General features: G+C 69.9%; 15 protein-coding genes. 6 read left to right on the top strand and 9 right to left on the bottom strand.

Annotated features, from left to right (window positions below; all coding sequences use genetic code 11):
- Positions 1 to 265 precede the first annotated feature (265 nt).
- A complete protein-coding gene (locus tag OG588_RS10190; protein ID WP_405947001.1) occupies positions 266 to 1,072 on the top strand; it encodes an SGNH/GDSL hydrolase family protein in 807 nt (268 codons plus the stop codon).
- Positions 1,073 to 1,076: 4 nt separating this feature from the next.
- Here the strand turns inward: OG588_RS10190 and OG588_RS10185 are convergent, their stop codons facing one another.
- The 4 genes from OG588_RS10185 to OG588_RS10170 all read right to left on the bottom strand — a co-directional run bounded on the left by OG588_RS10185 (position 1,077) and on the right by OG588_RS10170 (position 7,868).
- Positions 1,077 to 2,702: a protein kinase domain-containing protein gene (locus OG588_RS10185; RefSeq protein ID WP_405947000.1), complete on the bottom strand. Its 1,626-nt coding sequence runs from the start codon at positions 2,700 to 2,702 to the stop codon at positions 1,077 to 1,079.
- Positions 2,703 to 2,747: 45 nt separating this feature from the next.
- Positions 2,748 to 4,439 (bottom strand): sulfite exporter TauE/SafE family protein, encoded by a 1,692-nt coding sequence (locus OG588_RS10180; protein ID WP_405946999.1) that lies wholly within the window; start codon positions 4,437 to 4,439, stop codon positions 2,748 to 2,750.
- Positions 4,436 to 6,148 (bottom strand): tetratricopeptide repeat protein, encoded by a 1,713-nt coding sequence (locus OG588_RS10175; RefSeq protein ID WP_405946998.1) that lies wholly within the window; start codon positions 6,146 to 6,148, stop codon positions 4,436 to 4,438. The genes OG588_RS10180 and OG588_RS10175 overlap by 4 nt, the downstream gene beginning before the upstream one ends.
- A gap of 178 nt (positions 6,149 to 6,326) precedes the next feature.
- The gene (locus OG588_RS10170; protein ID WP_405946997.1) at positions 6,327 to 7,868 is read right to left on the bottom strand and encodes a DUF4331 domain-containing protein; all 1,542 of its coding nucleotides are present in this window, start codon (positions 7,866 to 7,868) and stop codon (positions 6,327 to 6,329) included.
- A 229-nt stretch (positions 7,869 to 8,097) separates the two neighbouring features.
- Here OG588_RS10170 and OG588_RS10165 point away from each other — a divergent pair, with 229 nt between their 5' ends.
- The 3 genes from OG588_RS10165 (at position 8,098) to OG588_RS10155 (ending at position 9,869) form a co-directional block, all read left to right on the top strand.
- Entirely contained in the window at positions 8,098 to 8,640 is a 543-nt protein-coding gene (locus OG588_RS10165) for a sigma-70 family RNA polymerase sigma factor (protein ID WP_019059221.1), read from the top strand.
- Complete coding sequence (locus tag OG588_RS10160; protein ID WP_405946996.1) at positions 8,637 to 9,476, top strand: anti-sigma factor domain-containing protein; 840 nt, start codon at positions 8,637 to 8,639, stop codon at positions 9,474 to 9,476. The genes OG588_RS10165 and OG588_RS10160 overlap by 4 nt, the downstream gene beginning before the upstream one ends.
- Before the next feature lie 126 nt (positions 9,477 to 9,602).
- Complete coding sequence (locus tag OG588_RS10155) at positions 9,603 to 9,869, top strand: hypothetical protein (RefSeq protein WP_033286328.1); 267 nt, start codon at positions 9,603 to 9,605, stop codon at positions 9,867 to 9,869.
- 42 nt (positions 9,870 to 9,911) lie between these two features.
- Here OG588_RS10155 and OG588_RS10150 read toward each other — a convergent pair whose 3' ends face one another.
- The gene (locus OG588_RS10150) at positions 9,912 to 11,108 is read right to left on the bottom strand and encodes a CaiB/BaiF CoA transferase family protein (protein WP_405946995.1); all 1,197 of its coding nucleotides are present in this window, start codon (positions 11,106 to 11,108) and stop codon (positions 9,912 to 9,914) included.
- A gap of 106 nt (positions 11,109 to 11,214) precedes the next feature.
- Between OG588_RS10150 and OG588_RS10145 the strand changes: the two genes are divergently transcribed.
- Positions 11,215 to 12,861: an amidohydrolase gene (locus OG588_RS10145; protein ID WP_405946994.1), complete on the top strand. Its 1,647-nt coding sequence runs from the start codon at positions 11,215 to 11,217 to the stop codon at positions 12,859 to 12,861.
- Positions 12,862 to 12,865: 4 nt separating this feature from the next.
- On the opposite strand, the gene OG588_RS10140 is transcribed toward OG588_RS10145, so the two are convergent.
- Both OG588_RS10140 and OG588_RS10135 read right to left on the bottom strand, forming a co-directional pair.
- Entirely contained in the window at positions 12,866 to 13,648 is a 783-nt protein-coding gene (locus tag OG588_RS10140) for an ABC transporter permease (protein WP_405946993.1), read from the bottom strand.
- Positions 13,645 to 14,589, bottom strand: a complete 945-nt coding sequence (locus tag OG588_RS10135; protein ID WP_405946992.1) for an ATP-binding cassette domain-containing protein — start codon at positions 14,587 to 14,589, stop codon at positions 13,645 to 13,647. The genes OG588_RS10140 and OG588_RS10135 overlap by 4 nt, the downstream gene beginning before the upstream one ends.
- Positions 14,590 to 14,652: 63 nt before the next feature.
- Here OG588_RS10135 and OG588_RS10130 point away from each other — a divergent pair, with 63 nt between their 5' ends.
- The gene (locus tag OG588_RS10130; RefSeq protein ID WP_405946991.1) at positions 14,653 to 15,369 is read left to right on the top strand and encodes a TetR/AcrR family transcriptional regulator; all 717 of its coding nucleotides are present in this window, start codon (positions 14,653 to 14,655) and stop codon (positions 15,367 to 15,369) included.
- A gap of 32 nt (positions 15,370 to 15,401) precedes the next feature.
- Here OG588_RS10130 and OG588_RS10125 read toward each other — a convergent pair whose 3' ends face one another.
- Positions 15,402 to 15,830, bottom strand: a complete 429-nt coding sequence (locus OG588_RS10125; protein ID WP_405946990.1) for a hypothetical protein — start codon at positions 15,828 to 15,830, stop codon at positions 15,402 to 15,404.
- Positions 15,827 to 26,689 carry a LamG-like jellyroll fold domain-containing protein gene (locus OG588_RS10120; RefSeq protein WP_405946989.1) on the bottom strand — a complete coding sequence of 3,621 codons (10,863 nt, stop codon included), beginning with the start codon at positions 26,687 to 26,689 and terminating at the stop codon, positions 15,827 to 15,829. The genes OG588_RS10125 and OG588_RS10120 overlap by 4 nt, the downstream gene beginning before the upstream one ends.
- Positions 26,690 to 26,711: the final 22 nt, after the last annotated feature.

Here is a 26,711-nt window from a genome sequence, read left to right as displayed (position 1 = left end):
AGTCCTCCTCCAGGCGGCGCGCGCCCGGGTCGGCGCGCGACTGTGGGGGTGCGCACGCTGTCGCGCGCACAACCCTGGAGCGTTGCGTTCCGCACCAAGGCTGAGCAAAGCCTGGGTCATGAACCGGTGTGGTTCAAGGGAGTTGACGGCCTGTCACAGACCTGTCATGAGCACGCAATCAATCTCTCCGTTGGCATGGACACTTCCCGCCGGTGCGTGTCGCTGCTACCACGGTTGTGGCAGAGATCCTGCTAAGGGAGGTTCCATGAGACGTTCCCGATTTACGGCATACGTGACCTCGCTCCTCCTCGCCACCGCATGCGCCCTCACCGGGGCGACGATGGCGCAGGCGTCCCAACTCGCCGCCACCGGCGGCTATGTGGCCCTCGGCGACTCCTACTCCTCCGGGGTCGGCGCGGGCAGCAAGATCAGCTCCAGCGGGTCCTGTGACCGCAGCACCAAGGCGTACCCCTACCTCTGGGCGGCCGCGCATTCACCCTCGACGTTCGACTTCAAGGCTTGCTCGGGCGCTCGTACGGGTGATGTTCTCGCCAACCAGCTCGGCACCCTCAGCACCTCGACCGCCCTCGTCTCGATCAGTGTCGGCGGCAACGACGCCGGCTTCAGCGACGTCATGACGACCTGTGTCCTGCAGTCCGACAGCGCCTGCCTCAGCCGGATCGCCACCGCGAAGGCGTACGTCGACTCGACGCTGCCCGGCCTCCTCGACAAGGTCTACTCGGCGATCAGCGCCAAATCCCCCGCCGCGCACGTGGTCGTGCTCGGCTACCCGCGCTTCTACAAACTCGGCACCACCTGCCTCGGCCTCTCCGCGACCAAGCGCTCCGCCATCAACGGCGCGGCCGACTACCTCGACGCCGCCCTCGCCAAGCGCGCCGCCGACCACGGCTTCACCTACGGCGACGTACGCACCAAGTTCACCGGCCACGAGATCTGCTCCGGCAGCTCCTGGCTGCACAGCCTCAACCTGCTGAGCATCACCGAGTCGTACCACCCGACCGCGGCCGGCCAGTCCGGCGGCTATCTGCCGGTCCTGACCGGCGCGGTCTGACGTCTCAACCGTCAGAGGGTGATGCCGAATCCGAGGGGGAGGCCCCGTCCGACGGGGTCTCCGCCACGCAAGTCACCGAGAACGGCACCGAGTTGGACTCTTCTTTCACCGGGCTGCGGATCTCGACACTGATCTCGTTCTTGAACGTCCCGCTGGTCGAGTACGTCGTCAGGAACACGCGGTCCTGCTTGGTCTTCCCGCCGCCCGACGGGAACGACAGCGTCTTCCAGCCGGGGTTGGAGACCGAACCGGTCTTCGTCACCCACCGGTAGGACACCTGGGCGGGCAGCTTCCCCACCGTGATGCTCGCCGTGAAGGTCGGCGCCTTCGCGTTCGGCGGCGGACAGCTGCCGGAGTACTCGGTGTTGGCGCCCTCCACCGACACCTTCACCGACTGCGGCGCCGAGGACGACTTGCTGGCGCTCGGGCTCGGCGTTTCGCTCGCGGCCGTGGTCTCGCTGCTCGCACTGGGCGAAGTCCCGTCCGAGGGCTGGCTCTTGGGCGTACTGGTGTCCTTGCCCGCGTTCGCGTCCTTGTCGTCGTTCCGGTTCATGAACGCGTACGTCAGCCCGCCGATCGCCAGGGCCAGCGCGATCAGCCCCGCGATCAGCACGGCGGCCGCCCGCCGGTTGCGGTGCGGTTCGTCCGCGGCCGTCGGCGTCGAGTAGGAGTCGGGCGGCGGCCCGAACCCCTGCACCGGCTGCGGCGGCGTCCGCGAGTCCTGCTGGGAGTAGCCGTCCTGCGGATACCCCGCCATCGTCGGCGAGTACGGCGTCGTCGGCGCCGTGGACGCGCGAGGAGTACCGCCCGCGGCGACCAGCCGTAGATCCTGCTCCGCCTGCTCGGCGGAGAGCCGTTCGGCCGGGTCCTTGCGCAGCAGGCCCTCGATGACCGGGGTGAGCGGTCCCGCCAGCCGCGGGGTCGGCAACTCCTCGTCGACGATCGCGCGCAGGGTGCTCAGCGGGGTGTTCTGGCGGAACGGCGAGTGGCCCTCGACCGCCGCGTACAGCAGCACACCGAGCGCCCACAGATCGGACTCGGGGCCCGGCGTACGGCCCAACGCCCGCTCCGGGGCGAGGAATTCGGGCGAGCCGATGACCTCGCCGGTCATGGTGAGCGCCGAACTGCCCTCCACCATGGCGATACCGAAGTCGGTCAGGACGACCCGACCGTCGTTCGACATCAGCACGTTGGCCGGTTTCACGTCCCGGTGCAGCACCCCGGCGTCGTGCGCGGCGCGCAGCGCGGCCAGCACCTCGGCACCGATGTGCGCGGTCCGCTGCGGTGTCAACGGCCCCTCGGCGTCCAGGAGATCGGCCAGGGAGACACCCCGCACCAGCTCCATGACGATCCACGGGCGGCCGTCCTCCGTCGCCACGTCGTACACCGTCACCACGTTGCGGTTGGCGACCCGGGCCGCCGCCCACGCCTCGCGCTCAAGGCGGGCGTACATCCGCTCCACGTCGTCGGAGGCAAGTCCGCCGGGCGCGCGCACCTCCTTGACGGCGACCTCGCGTTGCAGCACCTCGTCGCGGGCCCGCCACACGGTGCCCATCCCGCCCTCACCGAGGGGGGACAGGAGCCGGTAGCGGCCCGCGATCACACGTTCAGTGCCCGGATCTTCGGACATGGGCTCCCCCCATTCGCAGCCGGGCGAATTTTCGCCAAACGTAACTCAGCCGAGCGCTGATGCCGCCCCCTTGAGCACCAGTCCGACCCCGAGGGCCACGACGACGAACGCCGATCCCAGCGGCAAGGTCCGGCGGACCAGCACCGCCATGGGGCTGGTGGTCCAGCGGGGACGCCGGTCCAGCACTCGGTTCATCCCTGTACCCAGCTTGACGACGGCGAATCCGGCGGCGGTGAGGGTGAGGGCGAGGCCGACGCCGTACGCGACGACGAGCAGCAGCCCGAACCAGGCCTGACCGAGCGCCGCGGCGCCCACGAGGACGACCACGGCGGAGGGGCTGGGGACCAGCCCACCGGCGAAACCGAGCAGGATCGTGCCGCGGACGGTGGGGGCGGTCTCGTGGGTGTGGGTGAAGCCGCCGTGCGTGTGTTCCACGGCGTGGTCGTGGGGGTGCGGGTGGTCATGGCCGTGGTCGTGGTTGTGACCGTGCTGGTGGTCGTCGTCGTGGCTGTGGGGGTGGGGGTGGGGGTGCGCGTGGGTCTCGGCGTGGGGGGCCGTGGGCGCGGCTTCGGTGTGGGCGGAGACCAGGACGAGTGCGCGCTCGGGGGTCTTGGCGGTCTCGTGCGGGTGGTCGTGGTCGTGGTCGTGAGGGTGCTCGTGGGGGTGCGGGTGTGAAGGGGCTTGCGGGCGTGGGCGGTTGCGCCATGCCCGGCGTACGAGGTTGGTGCCCGCGAAGAGGACCAGGACGCCGCTCGCGATGCCCAGCCAGGCGATCACCGAGGGGGTCGCGGCGGAGCCGGCCGTGACCAGGAGGCCCAGGGCGATCACGCCGAGGGTGTGGGTGACGGTGACCGAGGCGGCGAGCGGGAGGACGTCCTTGAGGCGGGCGCGACCGCCTCGCGCGGCTGCCGTGGCCGCCATGAGGGTCTTGCCGTGGCCGGGGGCGAGCGCGTGCATCGCGCCCAGGGCGACCGCGATGAGCAGGGCGAGGGCGGCGAAGCCGACGGTGAGGTGGTGGCGGGCCACCAGGTTGTTCAGGGCCTCCGTCCAGCGGTCGGCGCCGCGCGGCAGCACGGAGGCGGCGGGCGGTTCCGACGTGGACTGGTCGGCGTCGGTGAGGGCCGGGCCGCCGGGGCGCGCGTGCAGGGACGCGGTTGTGGTGTCGTCGGGGGAGGAGAGCAAGTCCTTGGGATAGCTGGTGAGTTCGTGCGAGTTCGACTTCGTCGCCACGTCCGACTTGGTGAGCGTCATCCGGTCGGCGCGCGCGGTGATCTCCCGCCAGCCCGGGCCGGTGGTCAGCCCCGCGCTGTGGAAGCCCAGGGTGACCGTGCTCCCCTTGGGCAGCGGGGCGGTCGAACTGCACTCCAGGCGCAGGGTGTTGAGCCCGGCCTGCCCCGGCCGCAGCCGTGCGGTACTGCTGCCGGGTGTGAGGGCGACCGTACGGTCGTCGACGGTGACCTTGCTGCCCTCGGCGGCCTTGTCGCAGCGCTGCCGGGCCCACTCGGTCATGCCCAACCGCTTGATCTCCGGCTTGACTTGGGTCGCCGGGATCTCGGCGAGGTCCTCGATGTGCGTGACGCGCAGCTCGCCCGGGGCGACGACGAGACCGTCGTAGCGGTTGACGGTGAAGTTGCCGAGGGGGTGCGCGCTCGCGGCGGTCGTGGGGACCAGCAGGAGCGCGCCGGCGGCCGTGAGGACGGTCGCCGCGGAAGCCAACAGGCGGCGGACCGGCGTCACTTGGTTGCCTCCAACGCCTTACGGGCCTTGCTCGCGCCCAGCGGTGAGAAGCCCGGGTTCAGCTTCAGGGCCTTGGTCAGGTGGGCGCGGCCGTCCGCCTTGTGGCCCGTGGCGAGTTCGATGATGCCGAGGTGGTAGATGAACGAGGCGTTGTGGTAATTCGTGGCCGTGGCCTGGCGGGCGTAGGGGAGGGCTTCCTTGTCCAGGCCGTTGACGTGCAGGGCCCAGGCGAGGGCGTCCGCGGTGTGCACGGTGTGGCGGCGGGCCCACTCGGCGCGGGCGGCCTTCAGGGCCGACTTGACGTCGCCGTGGTCGGCGGCGGCGAGTGCGGTGTCCAGGTCGGCGTTGACGCCGTTGGCGCGGGCCAGCGCGATCCAGGCGTCGACGAGGGCGTACTGGTCGTCGGCCTTGGTCTTGTCGCCCTCGGCGCTCCGGCTCTCGTACAACTCGCCGAGTTCCACGAGGGGTTGGGGCAGCGGGTAGCGGGAGACCACCAGCTCCATGCCCTTGATGGCGTCGGCGCGGTCGCCCAGGGCGGCCTGGGTGCGGGCGCGGCCCTCCAGGGCGGGGAGGTAGTTCTCGTCGGCGGCGAGGGCACGGCCGTAGTCGTTCAGGGCGGTCTTGTAGTCGCCCTGGTTCCAGGCGAGTTGGCCGAGCGTGCCGGCGACGTACGAGATGTCGCCGGGGGAGGTGGCGGCGGCGAGGGCCTGCTCCAGGACCCGGCGGGCCGTGGTGACATCGCCGCGCAGTTCGTGCACGTACGCGTACCGGGTGAAGACCGGGACGCCGGGCTTGCGGGCGTCGGCGAGGTCGGCGGCCTTCGACGCGTCGGCGTAGCGGCCGAGTTCGACGAGCGCGTCGATACGGGAGCACAGGGCGCGCTCGCTGTAGGGGTTCTCCTTCAGCACCTGGTCCGCGTAGGTGAGCGCTTCCTTGAACTCGTGCCGGGCTGCCGCGAGCGCGGCACGGCCCTCAAGGGCGTTCTCGTTGGCGGGCGAGATCTTCAACGACCGCTGGAAGGCGGCCTGCGCCTGCGGGTACCGGGATGGGTCGCCCTTCGTCCTGGCCTGTTCCACATACGCCAGCCCGAGCGTCGCCCACCCGTCGAAGTCCTTGGGCTGCGTCCTGAGATGGGCCTGCAGCGCGGCGATACTCGCGTCCAGGCTCCCACTGGCGAGCAACTCCGGCGACACGGCACTCGACGCGGCGACCCCGGTGGCCCCACTGTCCTTGGCCGCCCCCATCGCGATGGCCCCGGCGGTCATCGCCACGGCCAACAGCGCGGCACAACCGGCTAGTTGGACGGTCCGCCAGCGACGGCCCGCGGCGGCTACGCGACGTACGGCGGCGATGCGGTCGTCGTCGAGGTGGGGGAGCACGGGGGGTGTGTGGCTGTGGGGGGTGGTGGATCCATCGGCCTGATCGTGATCGTGATCGTGGTGCTGGTCATGATCGTGGTCGTGAGAGTGACCCGGCTCATCGGCGTTGCCGTGCACGGGAGTTGAGGCCTGGTCCGTGTCGTCGACCGCCGCCTCGGAGGCTTCCGTGTCCGCGTCCCGCTCACCCTCCGGCCCGACGTCCTCCTTCGTGCTGCCCCCGTCCTCGCCCCCCGAGTCGTCGCCCTGTTCCCACAGTCGCTCCCACTCCCGCTGGGTCGCCGCCGGCTGCTCGTCCTTCGGCGGCTTGTTGTCGTTCTCGCGCGGGGCCATGCCGTTCCTCCATCGCCTGGGTGGTTCCGTGGATCGGTGGATACGTGGGGATACGTGGGTCAAGTGCCGTACTGCTCAAGGAAGTCGCGTGCCGTACCGCTCAGGGAAGTCGCGACACGGGGTGGCGCGGCCCGCACCGTGGGGGAAGGTGAAGTGCGGGCCGCGCCAGTCGGGGGGTTTAGTACGGGCGGTGGGTCATCCGGCGGCGCCACCACGCGACGCCCGCGCCGATCAGCAGGACACCGGCGACACCGGAGGCCGCCGACGCGACGATCAGCATCATGTTGTCCGTGCCGGAGGACGAACCCGCCGGCTGCAACGCGTCGCCCAGCTGGTTCTTGACGTCGCTGCCGCTGGTCGTGCCCTTGGCGAGCGGACCGCGCGAACCCGAGGTCGGCTCGGCGACGTACGGGAAGTACTTCTCGAAGCCCTTGTCGTTCTTGTCGACCGCGTCGCCCAAGTCGTTCTTGGAACCGACCAGTTCACCCTCCATGACCTGGAGCGCCTCGTCGATCACGTCGTCGGTGAGCCGACGCCCGTTCGGGAAGCCCGCGTTGTCGCCGTCCAGGACACCGAGGCGCTTGGGGTGCGCGGTCGGCTTGATCGACGTGTTGAGGCGCAGCATCTCCGACGGAGTCGCGTACGGCTGCTCCGTGTTGAGGTCCTTGACGCCCGTGAGGAACACGCTGACGAGGTCGTTGCGCGGCTCGGCCGGCGCCTTGATCTTGTAGATCGACTCGATGAGCTTCGGGATCTCCGGCTCGGTCACGTTTTTCAGGAACTGCGCGTCGTCCTTGGGCTCGGACGCGTTGAACTTGTCCTTGTCCTTCTGCGGGTTGACGACCTCGTTGACCAGCGGGTTGCCCAGGCGCGAGACCTGCGTGTAGTAGCCCTTGGCGTTCTTGCGCTGGGTCGTGGAGTAAATACCCACGGTCGGCCGGGACTTGGACTGCCGGATCAGGTCGTTCGGCACCTGGAGGGCGATCGTGTTGACGTTGTAGCCCTTGAGGGTGTCGTTGCCGACCTCGCTCAGGTTGCCGCCGTACAGCAGGTCGAAGACGCGCAGGTCCGCGAAGAACGGGTCGTCGGCCTGGCCCGCGAAGGTCGCGCCGCCGTTCGACGTCTTGTAGATCGCCTGCGAGCGCAGCTTGGCGTAGTCCGGCATCGACGCGTCGCCGACGTCCGAGGGCGCCGCCGGGATGTCGTCGGCGACCTTCGTCTCGGAGACCTTCTTGCCCTTCTTGAGCTTGATGAGCTCGATGTCGTACGACTGCGTGATGTTGAGGTCCGGGTCGGTGAGGCTGGTCACCGGACCCGTGTTGTACAGGAACGTCTTCTTGTTCTTGATCTGCGTGTTGAAGGTGTAGCGGAAGACGAAGTCGTCCAGCGCGTCACCGTTGTTGTCGATGTGCAGGTCGTACTGGGCGTCGTCCGCGAACTGGTAGAAGTTCGGGCCGCCGGCGGGCTCCTCGAACGGGATCCAGTTCGCCACGATCGTCGTGGTGTCCGGCTTGTCCGGGCTGACGAACGCGTACAGGTCCGTGTTGTCGTACTGCGGAGTCCCCGAGATGAGGGGGGCCTCCCGGTGGGAGGAGGCCGAGGCCACTCCCGGTTCCAGCGCGGCCACACCGGCGGCCGCGAGCCCGCCAGCGGCCAGCGCGCCGCATATGAGGGCCGCGATGTTCCTGCGCCCCGCACCGCTCCTGGAGATAGGTGTCATGCCGTCCGTCCTCAGTGCCAACTTGCCTGACGCAGGAGGATTCGGAGCAGGTGCCGGGGCGGATTGGTCAAACCTGAAAAGTTTTTTTGGCGCCTTCCAATCCGTCCCTTGACCCGCGTTTTGGGCAAGCTGATCCGTAACCCATCCGTAGAGGTGTTCGCTACGAACGCCTCGTGTGACGGGATGTGATGAGGGGATGGGCCGCGTGCGGTCGAAGAGTGGGGGACGGGTGGAGGCCGACGAGCTCCTGGTGCAGGTGGCGGCAGGTGATCAACGGGCCTTCGAGGAGCTGTACGGACTGGTGTCCGGGCCGGTGTTCGGGCTGGTGCGCAGGGTGGTGCGCGACCCGGCGCAGTCCGAGGAGGTGTCCCAGGAGGTGCTGTTGGAGATGTGGCGGTCCGCCGCCCGCTTCGACCCCGGCCGGGGCAGCGCCCTGTCCTGGGTCCTCACCCTCGCCCACCGCCGGGCCGTCGACCGGGTGCGCAGCGCCCGCGCGGCCGGCGAACGCGAGCAGCGCGAGGCCCGCCGCTCCCACCACCCCGCCTTCGACCAGGTGACCGAGGAGGTCGAGGCAGGCCTGGAACGGCAGTTGGTGCGCCGCTGCCTGGACCGGCTCACCGCCCTGCAACGGCAGTCCGTCACCCTCGCCTATTACGACGGCTATACGTACCGTGAAGTGGCCGAGCGGCTCTCGCTGCCGCTGGGCACGGTCAAGACCCGCATGCGTGACGGACTCACCCGGCTGCGCGACTGCCTGGGAGGTGTCGCATGAGCATCCTGGCCCGACTGTTCGGCCGGGGGGACGTCCACTCGCTCGCCGCCCCCTACGCCCTGGACGCCCTCGAACCCGACGAGCGCCGCCAGTTCGAGAAGCACCTCAGGGGCTGCGACCGCTGCGCCGAGGAGGTGCGGGCCATGACCGAGGACGCGGTCCGCCTCGCCTGGTCCACGGTGGCCCAGCCGCCGCTCGCCATGCGCGACCGGGTGCTGGCCGCCGTACGGCAGACCCCGCAGGAGCCGGGGCCGCTGCGGGAACATGTGCGCGAACCACAGGCGCGGGAGTACACACCCCGGCTGCCGGCACATGTGTGGGGCACACAGCCGCAGGCCTCGCGCGCCCGCGCACCCCAACGGCGCCCGTTCTTCGCGCCGTTCGCCACCGCCACGGCCGCCGCCGCTCTCGTGGTGGCCTCGCTGTTCGCCGTGCAGGCCAACCAGACCCAGGACAAACTGAACGCCGAGCAGGCGCAGTCACGTGAGATCGCCCACGTTCTCGCAGCTCCCGACGCCCGCGCGACCACCGGCGCGGACAGCGCGGGCCGGAGCATCGGCGTGATCGCGTCCGCGTCGGAGGGGCGCGCGGTCGTCACCCTGAGCGGATACGGCGCACCGCCGAGCGGGCGCGTGCGTCAACTGTGGCTGATGCGCCCCGATGTGCAACCGCGCTCCCTCGGGCTCTTCAAGGACGACACGCCCTTGGTCACCACCGGACTCGACAAAACTGCAACATCACTCGCAGTGACCGTGGAGCCCGACGGAGGCTCAGCACAGCCCACAACTCAGCCAGTTGTCCAACTCGCCCTGAAATCGGTTGGATTCGGAGAGTAATCAAGGAGGGGTCGTCAACACCCTTATGGGGAAGGTGAATCCTGAGACCTCGATACACGAGTGCTCGGTTGGGGCGATAGGGTTACCCTGCCCGGGCCGGGTGGACTCGTACGGGTGGGGAGTGACATGGAACAGATAGTGCGCAGCAGGGCAAGGGTCCCTGCGATCACGTGCGGGAGCAGCGCGACGAGTTCGCGCCTCGACCGCCATCTCTCGGTGCTGGGCGGCCCTGTCGTCCCGCAGCGCGAGACGGCAGAGGCGACCTCGTTGATGCGTGAGCTCACCTCGCGTGACACCACGCAGGAACGCAGCGCCACAGGTACCCGAGTGAGCCGCGTCAAGCTTTTCGCGCCACTGCGCAGGCTGCGCCGTTCACTGTTCGGCGGTCGCTGAGCAACTCCTCGGTGTCCCCGGGGAGTTGCCGGGGGCCCGCGCTCAGGCCACCACACCGTCCCGGCGCAGTGCTGCGATCTCTACGTCCGCCATCCCCACGGCACGCAGCAGCGCCTCGGTGTGCTCCCCGAGCGCGGGCACATCGCCCATCCGCGCCTCGCCTCCGCCCGGCAAGGTGATGGGCGGCAGCAGCGCCCGCAGCGGCCCGACCGGCGAACCCACCTCCCGCCACCGCTCCCGGGCCGCCAACTGCGGGTGCTCCGCCAGCTGTTGTACGTCCCTGAGCCGCGCGCAGGCCACACCGGCGCGCTCCAGCATCCCCACGGCCTCGTCGGCGCCGAGCCCACCCAGCGCCGCACCGACGAGGGCGTCGGTGCGCTCCCGGTTCACGACCCGCGCCGCGTTCGTGGCGAAGTCGGGATCACTCCCCAACTCCGGTCGCTGGATGACCTGTTCGGCCAGCCGCCGCCACTCCCGGTCGTTCTGCACCGACAGCAGCACCCGTCCGCCGTCCGCCGTGGCATAGGCGTCGTAGGGAGCGATGACGGCGTGCGCAAGACCCGTGCGCGCCGGGGGAGTTCCGCCGTGCATCGCGTGATGCAACGGATGCCCCATCCACTCCGCGAGCGCGTCCAGCATCGACACCTCCACCGGCCCACCACGCCCGCTCACACCTCGGCGCACGAGCGCCGCGAGCACACCTGAGAAGGCGTACATGGCCGCCGCGATATCGGCGGCAGGAATCCCCGCCTTCACGGGCTGCTCCGGCGTCCCGGTCACCGACACCAGCCCCGCCTCGCACTGCACGAGCATGTCGTAGGCCCGCTTGTCGGCGTACGGGCCGCTCGGGCCGTACCCGGAGATGTCCACGGCGACCAGCCGCGGCTGTGCCGCACACAGCGTCGCCGCGTCGAGCCCGAGCCGGGCGGCGGCCCCGTGCGCGAGGTTCTGCACGAACACGTCCGCGCCCGCGACGAGTTGGCGTACGACGTCCAGCCCGCGCGGATCCTTCAGATCCAGGGCGATGGACTCTTTGCCGCGGTTGCACCACACGAAGTGCGAGGCGAGACCGCCGGCCGCCGTGTCGTAGCCGCGTGCGAAGTCACCCCCGTCGATCCGCTCGACCTTGATCACCCGGGCGCCGAGATCGGCGAGCTGACGGGTCGCGAAGGGCGCGGCGACGGCCTGCTCGACGGCGACGACGGTGATGCCCTCTAGGGGCGGCGGGAGGGCGTTCATGCGGGGATCATGTCCCGGGGTGACAGCTTTGTCATGCGGGAAGGATGATTCCTGTGGCCGGTGCACCGATCGGCCGGTGTATCCGTCCGCGCCGCCGGAGGTGCCCGTGTGTGACCCGCACGATCAGCACGACCACGAGACGACGACCGCCACCGACCCGGTGATGGCGGCCTCCGCCCACACCACCGCGCCCACCTACGTCCCACCCACGGGCCTCGCCCGGGACAGCCCCGCCAAGGCGACCGCGCTGGACTGGATCAGGGAGCACACGGACCGCATCACCGGCCTCAACTCCGAGATCTGGGACAACGCCGAACTCAGCCTGCGCGAATGGAAGTCCTCCCTGGCCCAGGCCGCCTTCCTCGAACAGGCCGGATTCCAGGTCGAGTTCGGCACGGCCGGCTTCCCCACCGCCTTCACCGCCACCTACTCCCACGGCACCGGCGGCCCGGTCCTCGGCTTCAGCGGCGAGTACGACGCGCTGCCCGGCCTCTCCCAGCACAGCGGCGTCGGCCACCACGACCCGCGCGAGTACGTCCACGACCCCTTCGCACCGGGCTACGGTCCGGGCCACGGCTGCGGCCACTGCGTCCTCGGTACGGCGGCGGCAGCGGCCGCGGCGGCCGTGGCGCAGGCCGCGCAGCGACACCAACTCCCCGTCACCGTCAGGTTCTTCGGCTCCACCGCCGAGGAGAACCTGATCGGCAAGACCTACGCGGTCAGCCAGGGCGTCTACGACGGCCTCGACGCCTTCCTCGACTGGCACCCCTCGACCTCCAACGCCACCGGCTGGCGCACCAGCACCGCGATGACGGCGGTGACCTTCACCTTCCTGGGCGTGGCCGGGCACGGCGGCCATCCCCTGGGCAACAAGAGCGCGTTGGACGCGGCCGTGATGATGGCGACCCTCTCCGAGTTCCTGCGCGAGGAGAACGTGGCGCCCAGCGGACGCCTCCACTGGGTGATCAACAACGGCGGTGACATTCCGAACGTCACGCCCGAGATCGCGGAGATCAGTTACTACGTCCGTGAGGGCAGCCCCGCCCGGGTCCAGGTCCTCCTCGACAAGGTGATCGCCGTCTCCGAGGCCGCGGCGAAGGCCTCGCAGACCTCGGTGCGGCACCGCATCACCGCCGCCTGCTGGAACCAACTTCCCTCCAGGGCCTTCGCGGAGCTGATGTACGACAACATGCGGCAACTCGGCCCGCCCGAATTCACCGACGAGGCGCAGCAGTTGGCGCGGGAACTGCAGGAATCGCTCGGGCTGCCCCAGCAGGGCATGCACACCGAGATCGCCGAACTCGCCCCGCCCAACCCGGTGTTCCTCGGCGGCGGCTCGACGGACGTCGCCGACATCAGCTGGAACGTACCGACCGTCTCCATGGGCGCCGCCCTCGCCCCCATCGGCACCAAGCTGCACACCTGGGCCCTCACGTCCTGTGCGGCGGCGGCCCCCGGCCGGGCAGTCGTCATCGCCGCCGCCCGCTATCTCACGGCGACGGCGATCGACCTGCTCACCCAGCCGGAACAACTCAGGGCGATCAAGGACGAGTTCAGGGAACGCACGGAGGGCGTCGTATGGCGGACGGCCCTGCCCGACGGCTACGAACCGCCCATGTACGAACCGCCGGAGTGGTTCCTGGAGCGGACCGGCCAGAGCTGGCCGCCGGACAACATCACCTGGCCGCCCCAACGAGTCGTGTCCCAGGAGAAGTTCTCGTCATTGGGGCCCGAACTGCCGCCTCAGCAGTAGTAGTTCACCGCTCGCCGTGCGCGTACCGGCGTACGGCGAGCGGTGCGAACACCGCGATCAGCGCGGCACACCACGCCAGCGACCCGGCGATCGGATGGGCCACCGGCCAGGCGGCGCCCTCGGGGACGGGGGAGTTGCCGAACAGGTACCGCAGGGCCGTCGTCAGCGCGCTGATCGGGTTCCACTCGGCCAGGGTGCGCAGCCAGCCCGGCAGCCGGTCCGTCGGGATGTACGCGTTGGACAGCAGCGGCAGCATGAAGGTCGCGCTGCCGAGCTGACCGGCCGCCTCCTCGCTGCGGGAGGCCAGCCCGAGCAGGATGCCGACCCAGGCGCAGGCGAACCGGAACAGCAGCAACAGGCCCACGGCAGCGGCGGCTTGGAGCGCCGACCCCTCGATCCGCCAGCCCACCGCGAGACCGACCAGCAGGAACGGCACGGTACCGGCCGCCGTGACGACCAGGTCGGCGCTCGCCTGCCCGAGAGGCACGGCCGCCCTGCTCATCGGCAGGGTACGAAGGCGGTCCGTCACGCCCCGGTGCGAGTCCTGGGCGGCCTGGAACATGCCCGTCATGATCCCGTTGGCGGCGGTCGCGACCAGCAACCCGGGGACGAGGTAGGAGCGGTACGCGTCACCCGGCATCGCGAGCGCGCTGCCGAACACGTACCCGAAGAACAGCAGCATCGTGATCGGCATGGTCTGGGTGAGGATCACCAGCGCCGGGTTGTTCCGCACCCGGCGCAACTGCCGGCCGAGCATCGCGCTGCCGTCGTACGCCAAGGCGCTCATCCCACGGGCTCCTTGCTGTCGGTCAGGCGGAGGAACACGTCGTCCAGGGTCGGCGGTCGCATGCTCGCGTCGAGCAACGGCACGCCCGCCGCGTCGAGTTCGCGAACCAGCCGGGGGAGGGTGAGCGTCGGATCGCCGGTGACCGCGCCGACGGCGTTGCGCTCGTGGTCGAACGAGGGCTCGGCGCCGGTGAGTTGGTCGAGGACACCGGCCGCCTTCGCAAGAGCGTCCGTGTGCGCGACGACGACTTCGGCGTACGTCCCGATGAGCGCCTTGAGTTGAGCAGGTGAACCGCTGTGCGCGACCCGCCCCCGGTCCACCAGGGCGATGTCGTCGGCGAGTTGGTCGGCCTCCTCCAGGTACTGCGTGGTCAGCAGCACGGTCGTACCCTCCCTCTTCAGGTCCCGTACGGCGTCCCAGATCCGGTTCCGGCTGGCCGGGTCGAGCCCGGTCGTCGGTTCGTCGAGGAACAGCACGTCGGGGCGTCGTATGAGACTCGTCGCCAGGTCGAGGCGGCGACGCATCCCGCCCGAGTAGGTGGACGCGGGACGGTCGGCGGACTCGGTCAGGCCGAAGCGGTCCAGCAGCTCAGCGGCCCGGTCCGCCGGGCCCCGCACTCGGTGCAGCCGCGCGAACAGGCGCAGGTTCTGCCGACCGGTGAGGTCGCCGTCGACCGACGCGTACTGCCCGGTGACGCCGATCCGACGCCGTACGGCCGAAGCCTCCCGGACCAGATCGTGCCCGGCGATCCGAGCGGAGCCCGCGTCCGGCCGCAGCAGCGTGGTGAGCAGGCGTACGGCCGTGGTCTTGCCCGCGCCGTTGGGCCCGAGGACTCCGCAGACCGTGCCCTGCGCCACCGCCAGGTCCAGCCCGCGCACGGCGTGCACAGCACCGAAGCGCTTCTCCAGACCTTCACTAAGTACAGCGTACGTAGTAGTCATGGGTTGACCATAGCGCACTACGTACGGTGTACGTAACTACGATGGTGAGCGAGGTGATGATCAATGGCGGACCGAGCGGCCGTACCCGAAGTGATCTGGGCGCGCCCCGAGCGTGCGGGGCGGGGGCCGAAGCCGGCGTTCCGCCGTGCGGACATCGCGGCGGCGGCCGTGCGGATCGCCGACGGTGGGGGGCTGGACGCGGTGTCGATGCGACATGTCGCGGCCGAGTTGGGGTGCGGGACGATGTCGCTGTACAACTACGTCCCCCGCAAGGAGGACCTGTACGAGCTGATGGTCGACGCGGTCAGCGGCGAGCACGAGGAGTGGGCGCCGTCGGGGGACTGGCGGGCGGACATGATCCGGGTCGCGCATCAGACGCGGACGTTGATGCATCGGCATCCCTGGCTGCCGCGGTTGATGTCACCGGTGTACGGGTTCAGTCCGAATGCCCTGCGGTATCTGGAGCGCTGTCTTGCCTGTCTTGATCCGGTCGAGGCGACTTACGGCACGAAGATGCAGCTTGTCGGGCTGCTCAACGGGGTCGTGACGATGTACGTGACCAATGAGTTGGCGACTGCTGAGCGGTCGCGGTCGTTGCCGTGGTCGGAGGAGCAGGAGAACGCGGTGCGGATCGCGTACTTGGGGAGTCAGATCGCGGGTGGGGCGTATCCGCGGATGGCTGCGGCGTTCACGGAGGATCCGGGGCCGATCGATCTGGACGCGGTGTTCGACATGGCGTTGGCGAAGGTGCTGGACGCCTTCGATCCCGAGCGGGGCTAGCGCCCATCACATTCCGGCGGAGCCGGATTCATTCACGCGAAATCCGGATCGGCGAGATCCACGGTGATCGAGTTGCCCAGGTTGTTGGTGAAGGTGGCCATGGACCCGTCGACCTTGGCACGGACGAAGGGGTTGGAGTCGCCCAGCGAGACCACCCACACGGGATTTTTGTCCCGGTCGAGTCGGGCGAAGAACCCCTCCGAGCCGTGCGAACCGTCGCCGCAGCAGACATAGCCGGATCCGTCCGGGATTTCGGCGAGGCCCTGAGGGTGGATGTCGATCGAGGTCAGGGTCTCGGGGTTTTCGGCCAGCCACGTCTCGAAGTCCAGCGGGGCGCCGAGTTCGAACCATGACAGGGCGGCGCTGTCCACCTCCACCGCGCGAGCGGAGCCGTCCGCGCGGAACAGGCCGTCCCAGGCGGGTGCCTCTCCCGCTCGCCACAACTCCGTGATCCCGTTCATCGCTTGCGCGTCGGGTTCGTTACGTGTTCGGGCTGCTCGTTCAGCCCCTGCCATGGCACACGACAGCCGTTCTCGTCCCTGTTGTACGGCTTCTTCATACGGTCCTCGAAACTCCAGTCCCACGTCTTGCCGCTTGTCTTCTCGGGGTTCGCCGCTGATGGATCGACACGTTCCACCTTGACCCGGTAGTCGGGGTTCTGCGCACGGACATCCCGAGCCGCGTCCAGGCGCCGGTTGTCGTAGCTGACCAACTGCCCACCCCGCTCGATCACCCGCAGGGCCGCGTCGGGCCGGTTCCAGTCCCAGCTTCCGTTCTGCATCATTTCTACGTAGTCGTTCGGGTTCACCGTCCGCTGCGAGAAGTTGATGGTATCCGGATCGACCCAGTCGCCCCCGTCGTCCGGTTCCGGGCTGCACTGGGCGGTCGAACCCGGATCGCCACTGCCGGCACCGGCGCCACCGGCGGCGGTCTGCGTGGTTGTCACGCCGTCGTCGTCCGCCGCCGTCGAGCTGGTGGCGTCGTGGCCCGCTGCCGCCGCGGCGTCCTCGGCGGGGGTGGTGCCGAGGATCGGGGTGGAGTTGGTGCCGCCGAGGTTCTGGTTCTTGGGGCGGGTGGGGATGCCGTTGGCGCCGCAGTCGTCGCTGACGGAGGCCGCCAGGACGAAGACCGCGCCGGCGACCGCTGCCTCGGGGGCGAAGAAGAAGCCGGCGGCGATCGCGAGGCCCGCCAGGACGACCGCTCCGCCGACCATGTACGCGGTGCTGTGCGAGCCGGACGAGCCGGACGAGCCGGAGAACAGGGCCCCGCCGTTGCCCACGGTGTGCAACTTGCCGTCGCCGAGGTGGACAGTCACGTTGTTGCCGGTCTTCGAGCCCGTGTCGTGGGACACCGGCGTGTGCGAGCCGGCGCTCGAATAGTCCTGGTTCATCGCGTCGTCGAAGTCTTTGTTGAACTGCTTCTCCCACGCGTCCTGTTGCTGGTGCAGCGCCCGTTCATCGGCGGCGTTCTTGACCCGCTGGGCGGCGGCCTTCGCCGCCCCGATCGCCCACTGCTCCTGCGACCATTCGAGCATCCGGCCCATCTGGCCCGCCTGGTAGTTCTTGAGCCAGGCCTGCATCTGCTCGTAGGCCTCCTCCTGGGCCTTGATGTCGTCGCTGGCGCAGGCGTCGTTGCCGCTGGTGTCGGTGTTGTCCAGCGGGTCGTCGTTGCCGTAGGCGTACGGGTTGGCGTCGACCGCCGGGGTGGGCGCGTTGGTGGCGGAGTCCGCGCTGGTGAAGGCGCCGTTGGCGGGGTCGTACCAGCGGGTCGCGGTGTTGACCTGGCCGGTGGCGGAGTCGGTCCAGCCGCCCTGGTAGCCGAGGTCGGTCTGGTTGCCGCTGGAGGCGGTGCGGTTTCCGTAGGCGTCGTAGGCGGTGGAGCCGCTCAGGGCAGTGCCGGTACCGGTGAAGGCGCCGGTGATGTCGCCGTGGCTGTCGGACAGGGCGAAGGCGGCGCCGGTGCCGGCGGCGGTTGAGGTGGAGAGCAGGCCCCCGTAGGGGTCCCGGCCGAAGTTCTGGGAACCGTCGGAGACCGGGGTGTTGGTCCCGTTGTCGTAGCTGAAGGTGGCGTTGCGGCCGCCGGAGGAGGCGGTGGCGAGTCGGCCGAAGCCGTCGTAGGAGTAGGCGGCGCCGGTGCTGGAGGCGGTGACGTCGTCGAAGGCGTCGGAGCTGTAACTGGTCGTACTGCCCGAGGAGTTGACGCTCGCGGTGGTGCCGCGCGCGGTGTAGCCGTAGGTGGTGGTGGCGGAGCCGCCGGCGACGGAGGTCAGCTGGTTGCGGGCGTTGAAGGTGGCCGTGGCGGAGCCGGCGGTGGTGCGGTTGCCGTTGCCGTCGTAGCCGTAACCGGTGGTGCCGGAGCCGGTGGTCGCGGACTTCAGGCGGCCCGCGTAGTCGTAGTCGTAGGTGCTGGTGCCCGATCCCGCGGTGCCGGTGGTGGTCACGGTGGCGACCTGGCCGTCGGGGTTGTAGGTGTACGCGGCGGACGCCTCGGTGCTGCCGGACGGGGAGGTCAGGACATCGGACTTGAGCTGGTGGAGCGCGGTGTAGTCGTAGGCGCGGGTGGCTCCGCCGGTGCCGTAGCCGATCGTCTTGACCTGGCCGACGGTGTTGTAGGTCAGGGTCGCTGTGGTGCCGGTGAGCGGGTCGGTCTCGCTGTCGACCCGTTGGTCGGCGTCGTAGCCGAAGGCCGCGGTACCGGCCTTGTCGGTACGTGAGGCGATCTGGCCGTTGTCGTCGTAGGTGTACTGCGCGGTGCCGGAAGGTCCGGCCATGGCGACGACGAGCCCGCGGTCGTCGTAGCTGAAGGTGTCCGAACCCCCGGGTGCGGAGACCGAGTTGGGGCGGCCCGCGGCGTCGTAGCCGAAGGAGCGGGTCGTGGTGGCGGCTTCCGCGCCGGTGCCGGTCTGCGAGGTCAGCTCGCCGTTGGCGTCGTACCCCTCGGTGACGACCACCCCGCCGGGGCGGGTGACGGTGTGCATTCTGCCGTCGGCGTCGTAGGCGGTGGTGGTGGTCCGGTCGGCGGCGGAGGTGAGCCCGGTGACGCTGGGCAGGATGTTGCTCTCCGGCAGGCCGAGGGAGTTGTAGGTGTAGAGGGTGACGTTCTTGTCCGCGTCGGTGTAGCGGGTGCGGCCGCCCGCCGCGTCGTAGCCGAAGGACGTGGCGATCGAGGTGGTGGCGTCGGCGGGCTGGCTCTGGCTCACCATCCGGTTCAGCGCGTCGAAGGTGGCGGTGCTGGTGTGCTGCCTGGCGTCGGTGGCCGAGGTCTCGTTGCCCGCGCCGTCGTAGCCGTAGGCGGTGGAGCTGAGCGCCGCGCCGGTGGCGTCCAGTTTGGTGGTCGAGGTGAGCCGCCCGGCGAGGTCGTAGCCCTGGGTGGTCCTGGTGCCGTCGGCGGCGGTCGTCGTGAGGCCTTGGCCGGTGGCGTCGTAGGTGTAGCCGGTGACATTGCCCACCGGGTCCTTGGTGGTGACCGGTTCGCCGAGCGCGTCGTAGCCCGTGGTGGTCACGTTGTGCAGCGGGTCCTCGATCGAGGTGACGTCGCCGAGTGCGTCGTAGCCGTAGTCGGTGGTGTAGGCCGCGGCGGTGGGGGTGCGTTCCACCTGGGTGGCGGTGATCTGCCGGCCGAGCGGGTCGTAGGTGGCCTCGGTCCTGGCGCCGGTCGGGTCGGTGGTGTTGAGCGGTTCGCCGTCGGTGTCGTAACCGGTATGGGTGACGCGACCGCCGGGCAGGGTCTGCCGCACCTGGTCACCGAGCTGGTCGTAGGTGTACGACGCCTGGTTGTGCAGCGGATCGGTCTCGGTCAGGACCTCGCCGAGCGCGTCATAGGTGTAGGACGTGGTCGGGGTGACGCTGCCGGACCCGTCGGGCGCGGTGTACGAGGGCTGGGACACCGCGAGTACCCGGCTGTCGGCGTCGTAGGTGGTGGTGACGATCCGGCCGTCGGGGTCGTTGGACTCCACCTGGTCGCCGAAGGTGTTGTAGCCGTCGCTGGTGACGGCCACGGTCTGCTGGGCGGCGCCGCCGCCGGTCTCGGTGCTGACCGGGGGCGAGGCGGTGGTGGTGAGCCGGCCGGCCTCGTCGTAGGCGGCGGTGGTGGTGTAGGCCGCGGCGGCCGCCCCGGCCGCGTTGCCGCGCGGGTCCGTCTCGGTGGTGGGCAGGCCGCGCTGGTCGTACGTCCAGGTGGTGGTGAGCGGTGCGGATCCGGCGGTGCCGCCGCCGCTGTAGAGCGAGCTCGCCTCGGCGGCGGTGAGGACGCGGTTGTAGACCTGCGCCTTGCTGATCGAGCCGTTGAAGTACTGGGCGGCGGCCCCGGCGGTGTAGCCGCGGCCGATGGCCAGTGCGCCGGTGCTGGCGATGGGGGTGGTGTCGGTCGCGGTGCCCTGGGCGATGCCGTTGACGTAGAGCGTCATCTTGCCGGTGCTCGCGTCGTACGTGCCGAGCAGGTGGGTCCAGGTGTTGAGGGTGGGCGCCGCGGTGGAGTTGGCGCCAGCCAGGGTGGGCGCGGCCACGTCGGTGGTCGCCCGGTCGAAGGCCCAGCGGCCGGCGGTGGGGTTGTAGTCCAGCGAGAAACCGGCGGCCTTGGAACCCTGCTGGGAGATGACGGTCTGCCAGCTGCCGGTGGGCGTGCTGGTGATCTTCGCCCAGGCGGCCACCGAGAAGCTCTTGGCGGTGTTGACGACGGTACCGGCGGTGGCGATCTGCCCGGCTCCGGCGAAGACGGCCGAACCGCCGTTGTCGGACGACCAGTTGGTGGATGCGTTGAGAGTGCCGACGTTGCCGGTGCCGGAGAAGTCGGCGGCGGTCGGGCTCTCGCCGTCGTCGAGCTTCCACCAGCCGGCGGCGCCGACGGAGACGGCGGACTGGCCGCTGGTGGTGGCCGAAGTGTACAGCTCGCTGATCTCGTTCTGGGTGAGCTGGCGTCCGTACAGCTGGACGTCGCGGATCCGGCCGGCGAAGTAGTTGACGGACGCGGTGGCCGCCTTGCCCCGGCCGATCGCGACGCCGACGGTGCTGGCCATCGGGGTCGGATCCGACACCGGGCCGGTGCAGCCTGTGCAGATCCCGCTGACCTCGGCGGCGTTGACGTAGAGGCTCATCCCGCCGAGCCCGTCCTCGACGCCCACCAGGTGGGTCCATACCCCGGCCGTTGCCGGAGCGCTCGCCGCGGCGGTGTAACTGGCCGACGTGGCGGTGTCGTTGGCGGCTCGGACGAACGCCCAGGACTTGGTGGTGTGGTTGTACTCCAGCTGGAAGGCACTGTTCTGGGCGCCCTGCTGACTGACGACCGTGAAGTCCTTGGTGGTGCTGGTGGCGCTGAGGTACGCCCACGCGGAGACGCTGAAGGCCTTGGTGGTGTCCACCACCGGGGTGCCGCTGGTGAGAATTGCGCCTGAAGTGCCGTTGAACGTGGCGTAGTTGCCGCCGGGCGGTGCCCAGGTCGCCCCGGTGGCCGGGACGCCGGTGAAGCCGTTGCCGGAGGAGTCGGCGGCGTTGACCGCGCCGTCGGTCAGCGGCCAGTAGCCGGTCGGCCCGGTGGCGTCGGTGCGTACGGACTGCGAGGTGGTGTGGCCCGCGGCGTCGTAGGAGTAGCCGACCTGGCGGGTCTGGCCGTCGCCGGTGAGGAGTTGGGACAGGACGTTGTCGTCCGGGTCGAAGGTGTTGGCGGTGACCCGGTTGACGCCTGTGGGGTCGACGGCGGTGCTGGTGGTGCGGTCCGCGGCGTCGACGGAGTACGTGGTCTGCCGGGTGCAGGAGGTGCCGGTCCAGACGTCGCATTCCCAGGTGCGGTTGCCGGCCGCGTCGTAGTCGTACGCCTTGTCGGTGACGGCGGACGCGGTGCCGGAGGCGACGGTCTCGGACTGCAACCGGTCGTCGTCGAAGTAGCTGTAACTGGTGGTGCGGCCCATGGAGTCGGTGACGGAGGCCAGCCGCCCGGCCGGGTCGTAGGCCCGCGACTCCAGTACGAGGTCCTGCGCGCCGGAGGGCGCGGTCGGGTCACCGGTCCAGCCGTTCAGAGTGGTGTTGAGCAGCTGTCCGGTCGCCGAGTAGCCGTAGCTGTAGGTGGTCCCGCCGGGGTCGGTGCGGGTGGTGGTCCGGCCGGAGGTGTCGTACGTGTAGTGGGTCGTCAGGTTCGCCGGGTCGGTGGCGGTGATGACCCGGTCTTGGTCGTCGTAGACGTAGCCGGTGCTGCGGGTGGCGTCGTGGCCGGTGGTGTCGGCGGTCGAACTGCCGGTCAGGTCACCGTCGACGTCGTAGCTGTAGGTGGTTTTCGGGGTGTGGACGGTGCTGGTGACGGCGTCGGTGGTGGCCTGGTCGGTGACGGTTGCGACCCGGTCGAGGGCGTCGTAGGTGTAATTGGTCTGCACACCGCCGACCGGCGCCCCGTAGTAGGTGAAGGTCACCGGGTAGGTGTCGGAGCTGACCGCCTTGGTGGTCAGCCGGCCGAACACGTCGTGGCTGGAGTAGGTGGTCTCGCCGGAGGGGTCGGTCTCGCTGCAGACCTGTCCGTAGCAGTAGGTGAACCTGGTGACCTGGCCCCTGGGGTCGGTGACCGTGGCGAGCATCCCGTAGGGCTCGTTGGTGACGACGCCGAGGGTGTTGGTGAACGTCTCGTTGTTGTTGTAGTACCTGTACTTGACGGTCCGTCCGCTCGGGTAGTCCGAGGTCGGGGGCGTGGTCACCGAGGCGATGGCGCCGAACGGGGTGTACGTGTAGGCCGTGCGGTAGGCCGGGTCGGCGGTCCCGGTGGCTCCGGAGCGGGCGTCGGCGGCGTAGAGGACCTTGCCGTTGAGCGGGTCCATCGGGTCGGCGGCGTTGGTGTGGTAGCTGAAGTACGAGGTCTGGCAGGAGTTGGCCGCACGGCAGGTGGTGGTGGTCAGTACGTTGCCGTACACGTCGTGCCGGCGGGTGACGGTGTGCCCGTCGGGGTCGGTGCTCGCGTCCTGGAAGCCGAGGGAGTCGTAGGCGTAACTGGTGGTGCCGCCGAGCGCGTCGGTCACGGAGGTGGTGCGGTTGCCGTTGGCCGGGTCGAAGGCGTACTTCTCGGTGCCCTGGGTGGGATCGGTGACGGTGACCGTGGTCGACGGCATCAGGGTGGTGGCGGAGCCCTTGGCCTGGTACAGGCCGAGCGCGGCCTCGACTCCGGTCAGGTCGACGTCGGTCTTGTAGACCCCGACCTGACCGATCTCACCGTTGAAGTAACCCTGGGCGTTGGCGGTGGGGAGCTTGGGCCAGGATCCTGCGATGTACCCGGCGCCGACGGTCACCGTCGTCTCGCCCCAGGTGGCCGCCTGGCCCGCGATGGACTTGCCCGCGCGGGTGGCCTGGCTCTGCCCGTCGAGCCACAGGGTCTGGGTGGTGCCGGTGGCGCTGAGTTCGACCAGGTGCCAATTGCCGTCGTTGACAACGGCCTTGGACGCCATCGGGGAAGTGGTGCCGTCCCAGAACTGGCCGTGCAGCAGACCGTCCGAGCCGATGTAGAGGGCCGGGGTGTAGCTGGTGGGCACCGAGCCGGTCTGGCCGTTCTGGTACGAGAAGAGCACCCCGCCGGCCTGCTTGGTGTTGAACCACAGGGCGACGGTGGCGTTCCCGGTGCTGTCGTCCAGGGCGCCGGAGGGCAGCGAGAGGTACGAGGAGGTGCCGTTGAAGCCTGCGGCGGTGTCTCCGCCGGGGCCGAAGATGCCGGGTTCGCCCAGCATGACGTCGTTGTAGATGCCGTCGGTGGCGCTGTCGGCCGCCTTGTCGATGCCGTACTGGTTGACCGCGGTGAGACCGGCCTGCTCGGTCATCGGGTAGTCGTACGAGGGCCGGGTGCCGCGGACGGCGCCGTAGTAGGCGGCGCTGCTGCCCGTGGTGACCGGGGAGGCGAGCCGGTAGGTACCGCCGTCGGCGTCGGTGACGGTCGCCGCGCGGTCGGTGAGCGCGTTGTAGGTGACGGCCAACGCGGTCTTGCCGGAAGGCAGTTGGGTGCCGGTGAGTTCGTCGGCGGCGAGCGTCCCGGAGGCGTACTCCTGCTGGACGGCGGGGAGGCCGAGCGGGTGCTGCAGGAAGGAGACGTCCTGGATCTTGCCGTTGAAGAAGCCCAGCGCGTTGGCGGTCGGGCTGGCCGGCCAGGAGCCGGTGAGTTCACCCGCGCCGACCGTGGTGTACGGCCAGGCGCCGAAGGTGATGGTGGTGCCGGTGAGGGTGGCGACCTGCGCACCGTCGAGGAAGAGGGTCTGGTCGGTCCGGGCACCGGAGAGCACCAGGTAGTGCCATTTGCCGTCGTTGACCGCGTTCGGTGAGGTCATCGGTGCGGCATGCCCGTTCCAGAACTCGGCGCGGAGCTTGCCGTCGCTGCCGATGTAGATCGACGGGACGTAACCGGAGGTGACGGCCGTGCCCGGCTTCCCGCTCTGGTACGAGAACAGCGTGCCCCCGGCCTGGGTGGTGTTGAACCACATGCCGACCGCGAGGTTGCTGGCGGCCGCCACCAGGTTGTCCGGCAGCGCGGCATAGGAACTGGTGCCGTTGAACGACGCGGCGGTGGCGGGCGATCCGGCCAGCGGGCCGGGCTGACCGAGGGTGACATTGGCCAGCGTGGCGTTGGTGGTGCCCTGGTTGACCACGACACTGTCGGCGGCGGTCGTGGAACCGGTGGCGTCACCGAACCGCCAGTAGTCGGTCGGGTTGGAGTCCTGGACCATCGAGGCGAAGTGCGATCCGGAACTGGTGCCCGAGGTGTACGTGTAGCCGGTGCAGGCCGTGGACGTGGTGGTGCTGGTCGCCGGCGGGCACACACCCGTGAGGTAGTTCGCGGCGTTGTAGGCGTACGTCCAGGGGTGGGTGACCCCGGCGACCGTGCGGTCGGTCACCGAGATGACATGCGGGACGTTCTTGACGGCGCCGTCCGTCGCCGTCAACTGCTGTACGCCCCAGGTCAGTTCGATAAGGATGTTCGTGTCGGGCGCACTGTTGGTGGCGCCGTCGTTGTACCCGTTGTCCTGGTTGACGCCGTATCCGGCCTGGACCGGTTCCTTGACGGCGGTGGTGCCGCCGCCGGGCAGGGTGAGGGTGACCGTCTTCCATTCGAGGTCCACTCCGTGCCCGTTGCGGTTGCCGAACTCGGACAGGCCCCAGTACGGCTGACCGGTGACCGGGTCGGTGGCCCCGACGGTGAAGATGTAGCGCATGCCGGACTTCTCGGTCAGCGCGAAACCCGAGACGCCGTAGCCGTCCGGTGGGACCGTCAGGACCGCGTAGTCACCGGCCGGGGGGCTGTAGGTGCCGTCACCGTTGGCACCGAAGCGCTCCTGCCGGCCGTCGGCGAGCGTGATCACCATGCTGCCGGAACCGTCGGAGTCCGGCGTCGCCCGCATGTCCAGCATCGACGACCAGCCCGCACCGAACGCCTTGAAGACGCCCGGGTCAAGGCTGTTGTAGGTCCGCTCGATGTTCAGCGCCGGGCCGTCGGCCACCGCGCCCACCGACAGGTCGGTCGCCTGGGTGGAGTAGTCGCCCATCTGGGGGTCGACGCCCTTGACGGTCGTGTCGTACGGGGCGACGCCCAGGTGCGCGGTCACCAACGGCTGTGGCGCGGAAGGGATGTTGAAGTAGTCCGGTGCGGACCACAGGGAAGTCGCGTTGCCGTCGCTGACCAGCGCGGTCCAGTAGTACGTGCCGCCCCAGGCGAGCTTGGCCGCCGGCACCACCCAGGTCGAGGTGGCGATCGCACCCGAGGTCGCCAGCGCGGTGGTCGAACCGTTGGCGTAGACCGCGAAGGAGTAACTGAGCGCGGTGCCCGGGTAGTTGTCCGGGTCGTGCCCGGTGACACCGAGGGTGGGGGTGAGGCTGAAGACGGAACCGTTGTTGCCCGGGGTGAAGGTGTCGATGATCGGCGGGTTGTTGACCACCGGCAGCGAGTAACAGGTCTGCGGGACGCCGTAGGTGGAGAACAGCACACCGTTGTACGCCATGTCCCAGCAGATCAGATACGTCACCCCCGCGGTGAGCGCGGGGATGGCGGCGGTGACGGTGACCGGCTGATTCGGGGCGACCGTCGACGGCATCACGGCGGGGGTCGAGGCCGGGGTGGTGAGCAGCGTGCGGGTGGTGCCGGAGACGGTGTAGAGCTGGTAGGAGAGCTTGTAGCCGTTGGCCGGGGTCCAGGTCGCGGTGCCCCGGTTCTGCACGGTGACCTTGCCCCAGCCGGGCTGGTTGTTCCACGGCGAGGCGTAGCTGACCTCGGAGTACGAGGCCCCGGCGCCGTTCGGCGTGTACTCCACCGAGAGGTAGGCGTCGTCCGCGTAGAACTCCTTCGCCCCGGCAGCGGTGTTGGGGGCGGTGAGCTGCAGCCCGTAGTTGGCCGCCCAGCCGTGCGCCCAGTTCATCGCCGTCGCGGTGTTCAGGCCGATGCCCTCCCACTGGCGGCCGTTGGCGCAGTCGGTCCCGGCGGCGAAAGAGGCACTGCCGATCTGCGCACCGGCCGCCGGACCCGGATACGTATTGATCTTCGTCGGATCCCAAGTGGCGCTTACGGCGGCGACGTTCACCGGCTGGACCGAACAGGTGCCGCTGGTGTCCTTGCCCGAGAACTCGGTGTCGAGCCAGAGCGTGGAGTTGACGATGTAGTCGTTCGCGAACTGCGTCTTGAAACCGCTGAACTGCAGGTAGGAGTTGTAGGTGTGGCTGAGGTACTGGCCCACGTACAACTGCCCGTTGCCGTTGAAGTTCTGCGTCACCCCGGACTCGACGTAGGTCGTGGCCGAACTGGCGCCCTGGCCGGTCGGGTTGGCGGCGGACGTCAGCGTCCGGTACGACGCGTCGGAGGCACCGGGCGACGCGGCAGCGCTCGGCGCCGCTGAGCCGGTCGCGGGAGCGGAGCCGGTCGTGGAAGGCGCGATGCGGGCCCAACTACCGTCGGAACGACGCTCGTTGATGGCATGGGTGTGGATCTGGGCGGTGTACGTACCGTCGGCGTTCTTGAACACGGTAGTGGTCGCGGTGTCCAGCTTGGGCTGCTCGACGCTGGTGGACGCACGGAAACCCTGCGGCTTCTTGTGCGCCGGTGCCGGTACGTCGGCAACCGGCTTGGGTGCTTTGTGCACCCGGCTGCCCGAGCCGGCCGGATCACCCTGCTCGGCATGGGGCTTGTAGGCCGGCACGGCACCCTTGACCGGACCGGTCGCCAAGGCGCCGACCTTCGACTTCGCCTTGCTCGCCGTGGCCGACGCGGAGACCGCGTGCTTCTTGCCCGCCGCCGAACCACCCTGCTGCGCCGGCGTGACAGGCGCCGCCGCCGAAACCGGCAGCGCCACCGCCGACTGCCCGCCATAGGTGACGATCAACGCGGTAACCGCCAAAAACGCC

Source organism: Streptomyces prunicolor (assembly GCF_045162825.1).
Taxonomy (GTDB): Bacteria; Actinomycetota; Actinomycetes; order Streptomycetales; family Streptomycetaceae; genus Streptomyces; species Streptomyces prunicolor.
This window is presented reverse-complemented; position numbering and strand designations above follow the sequence as displayed.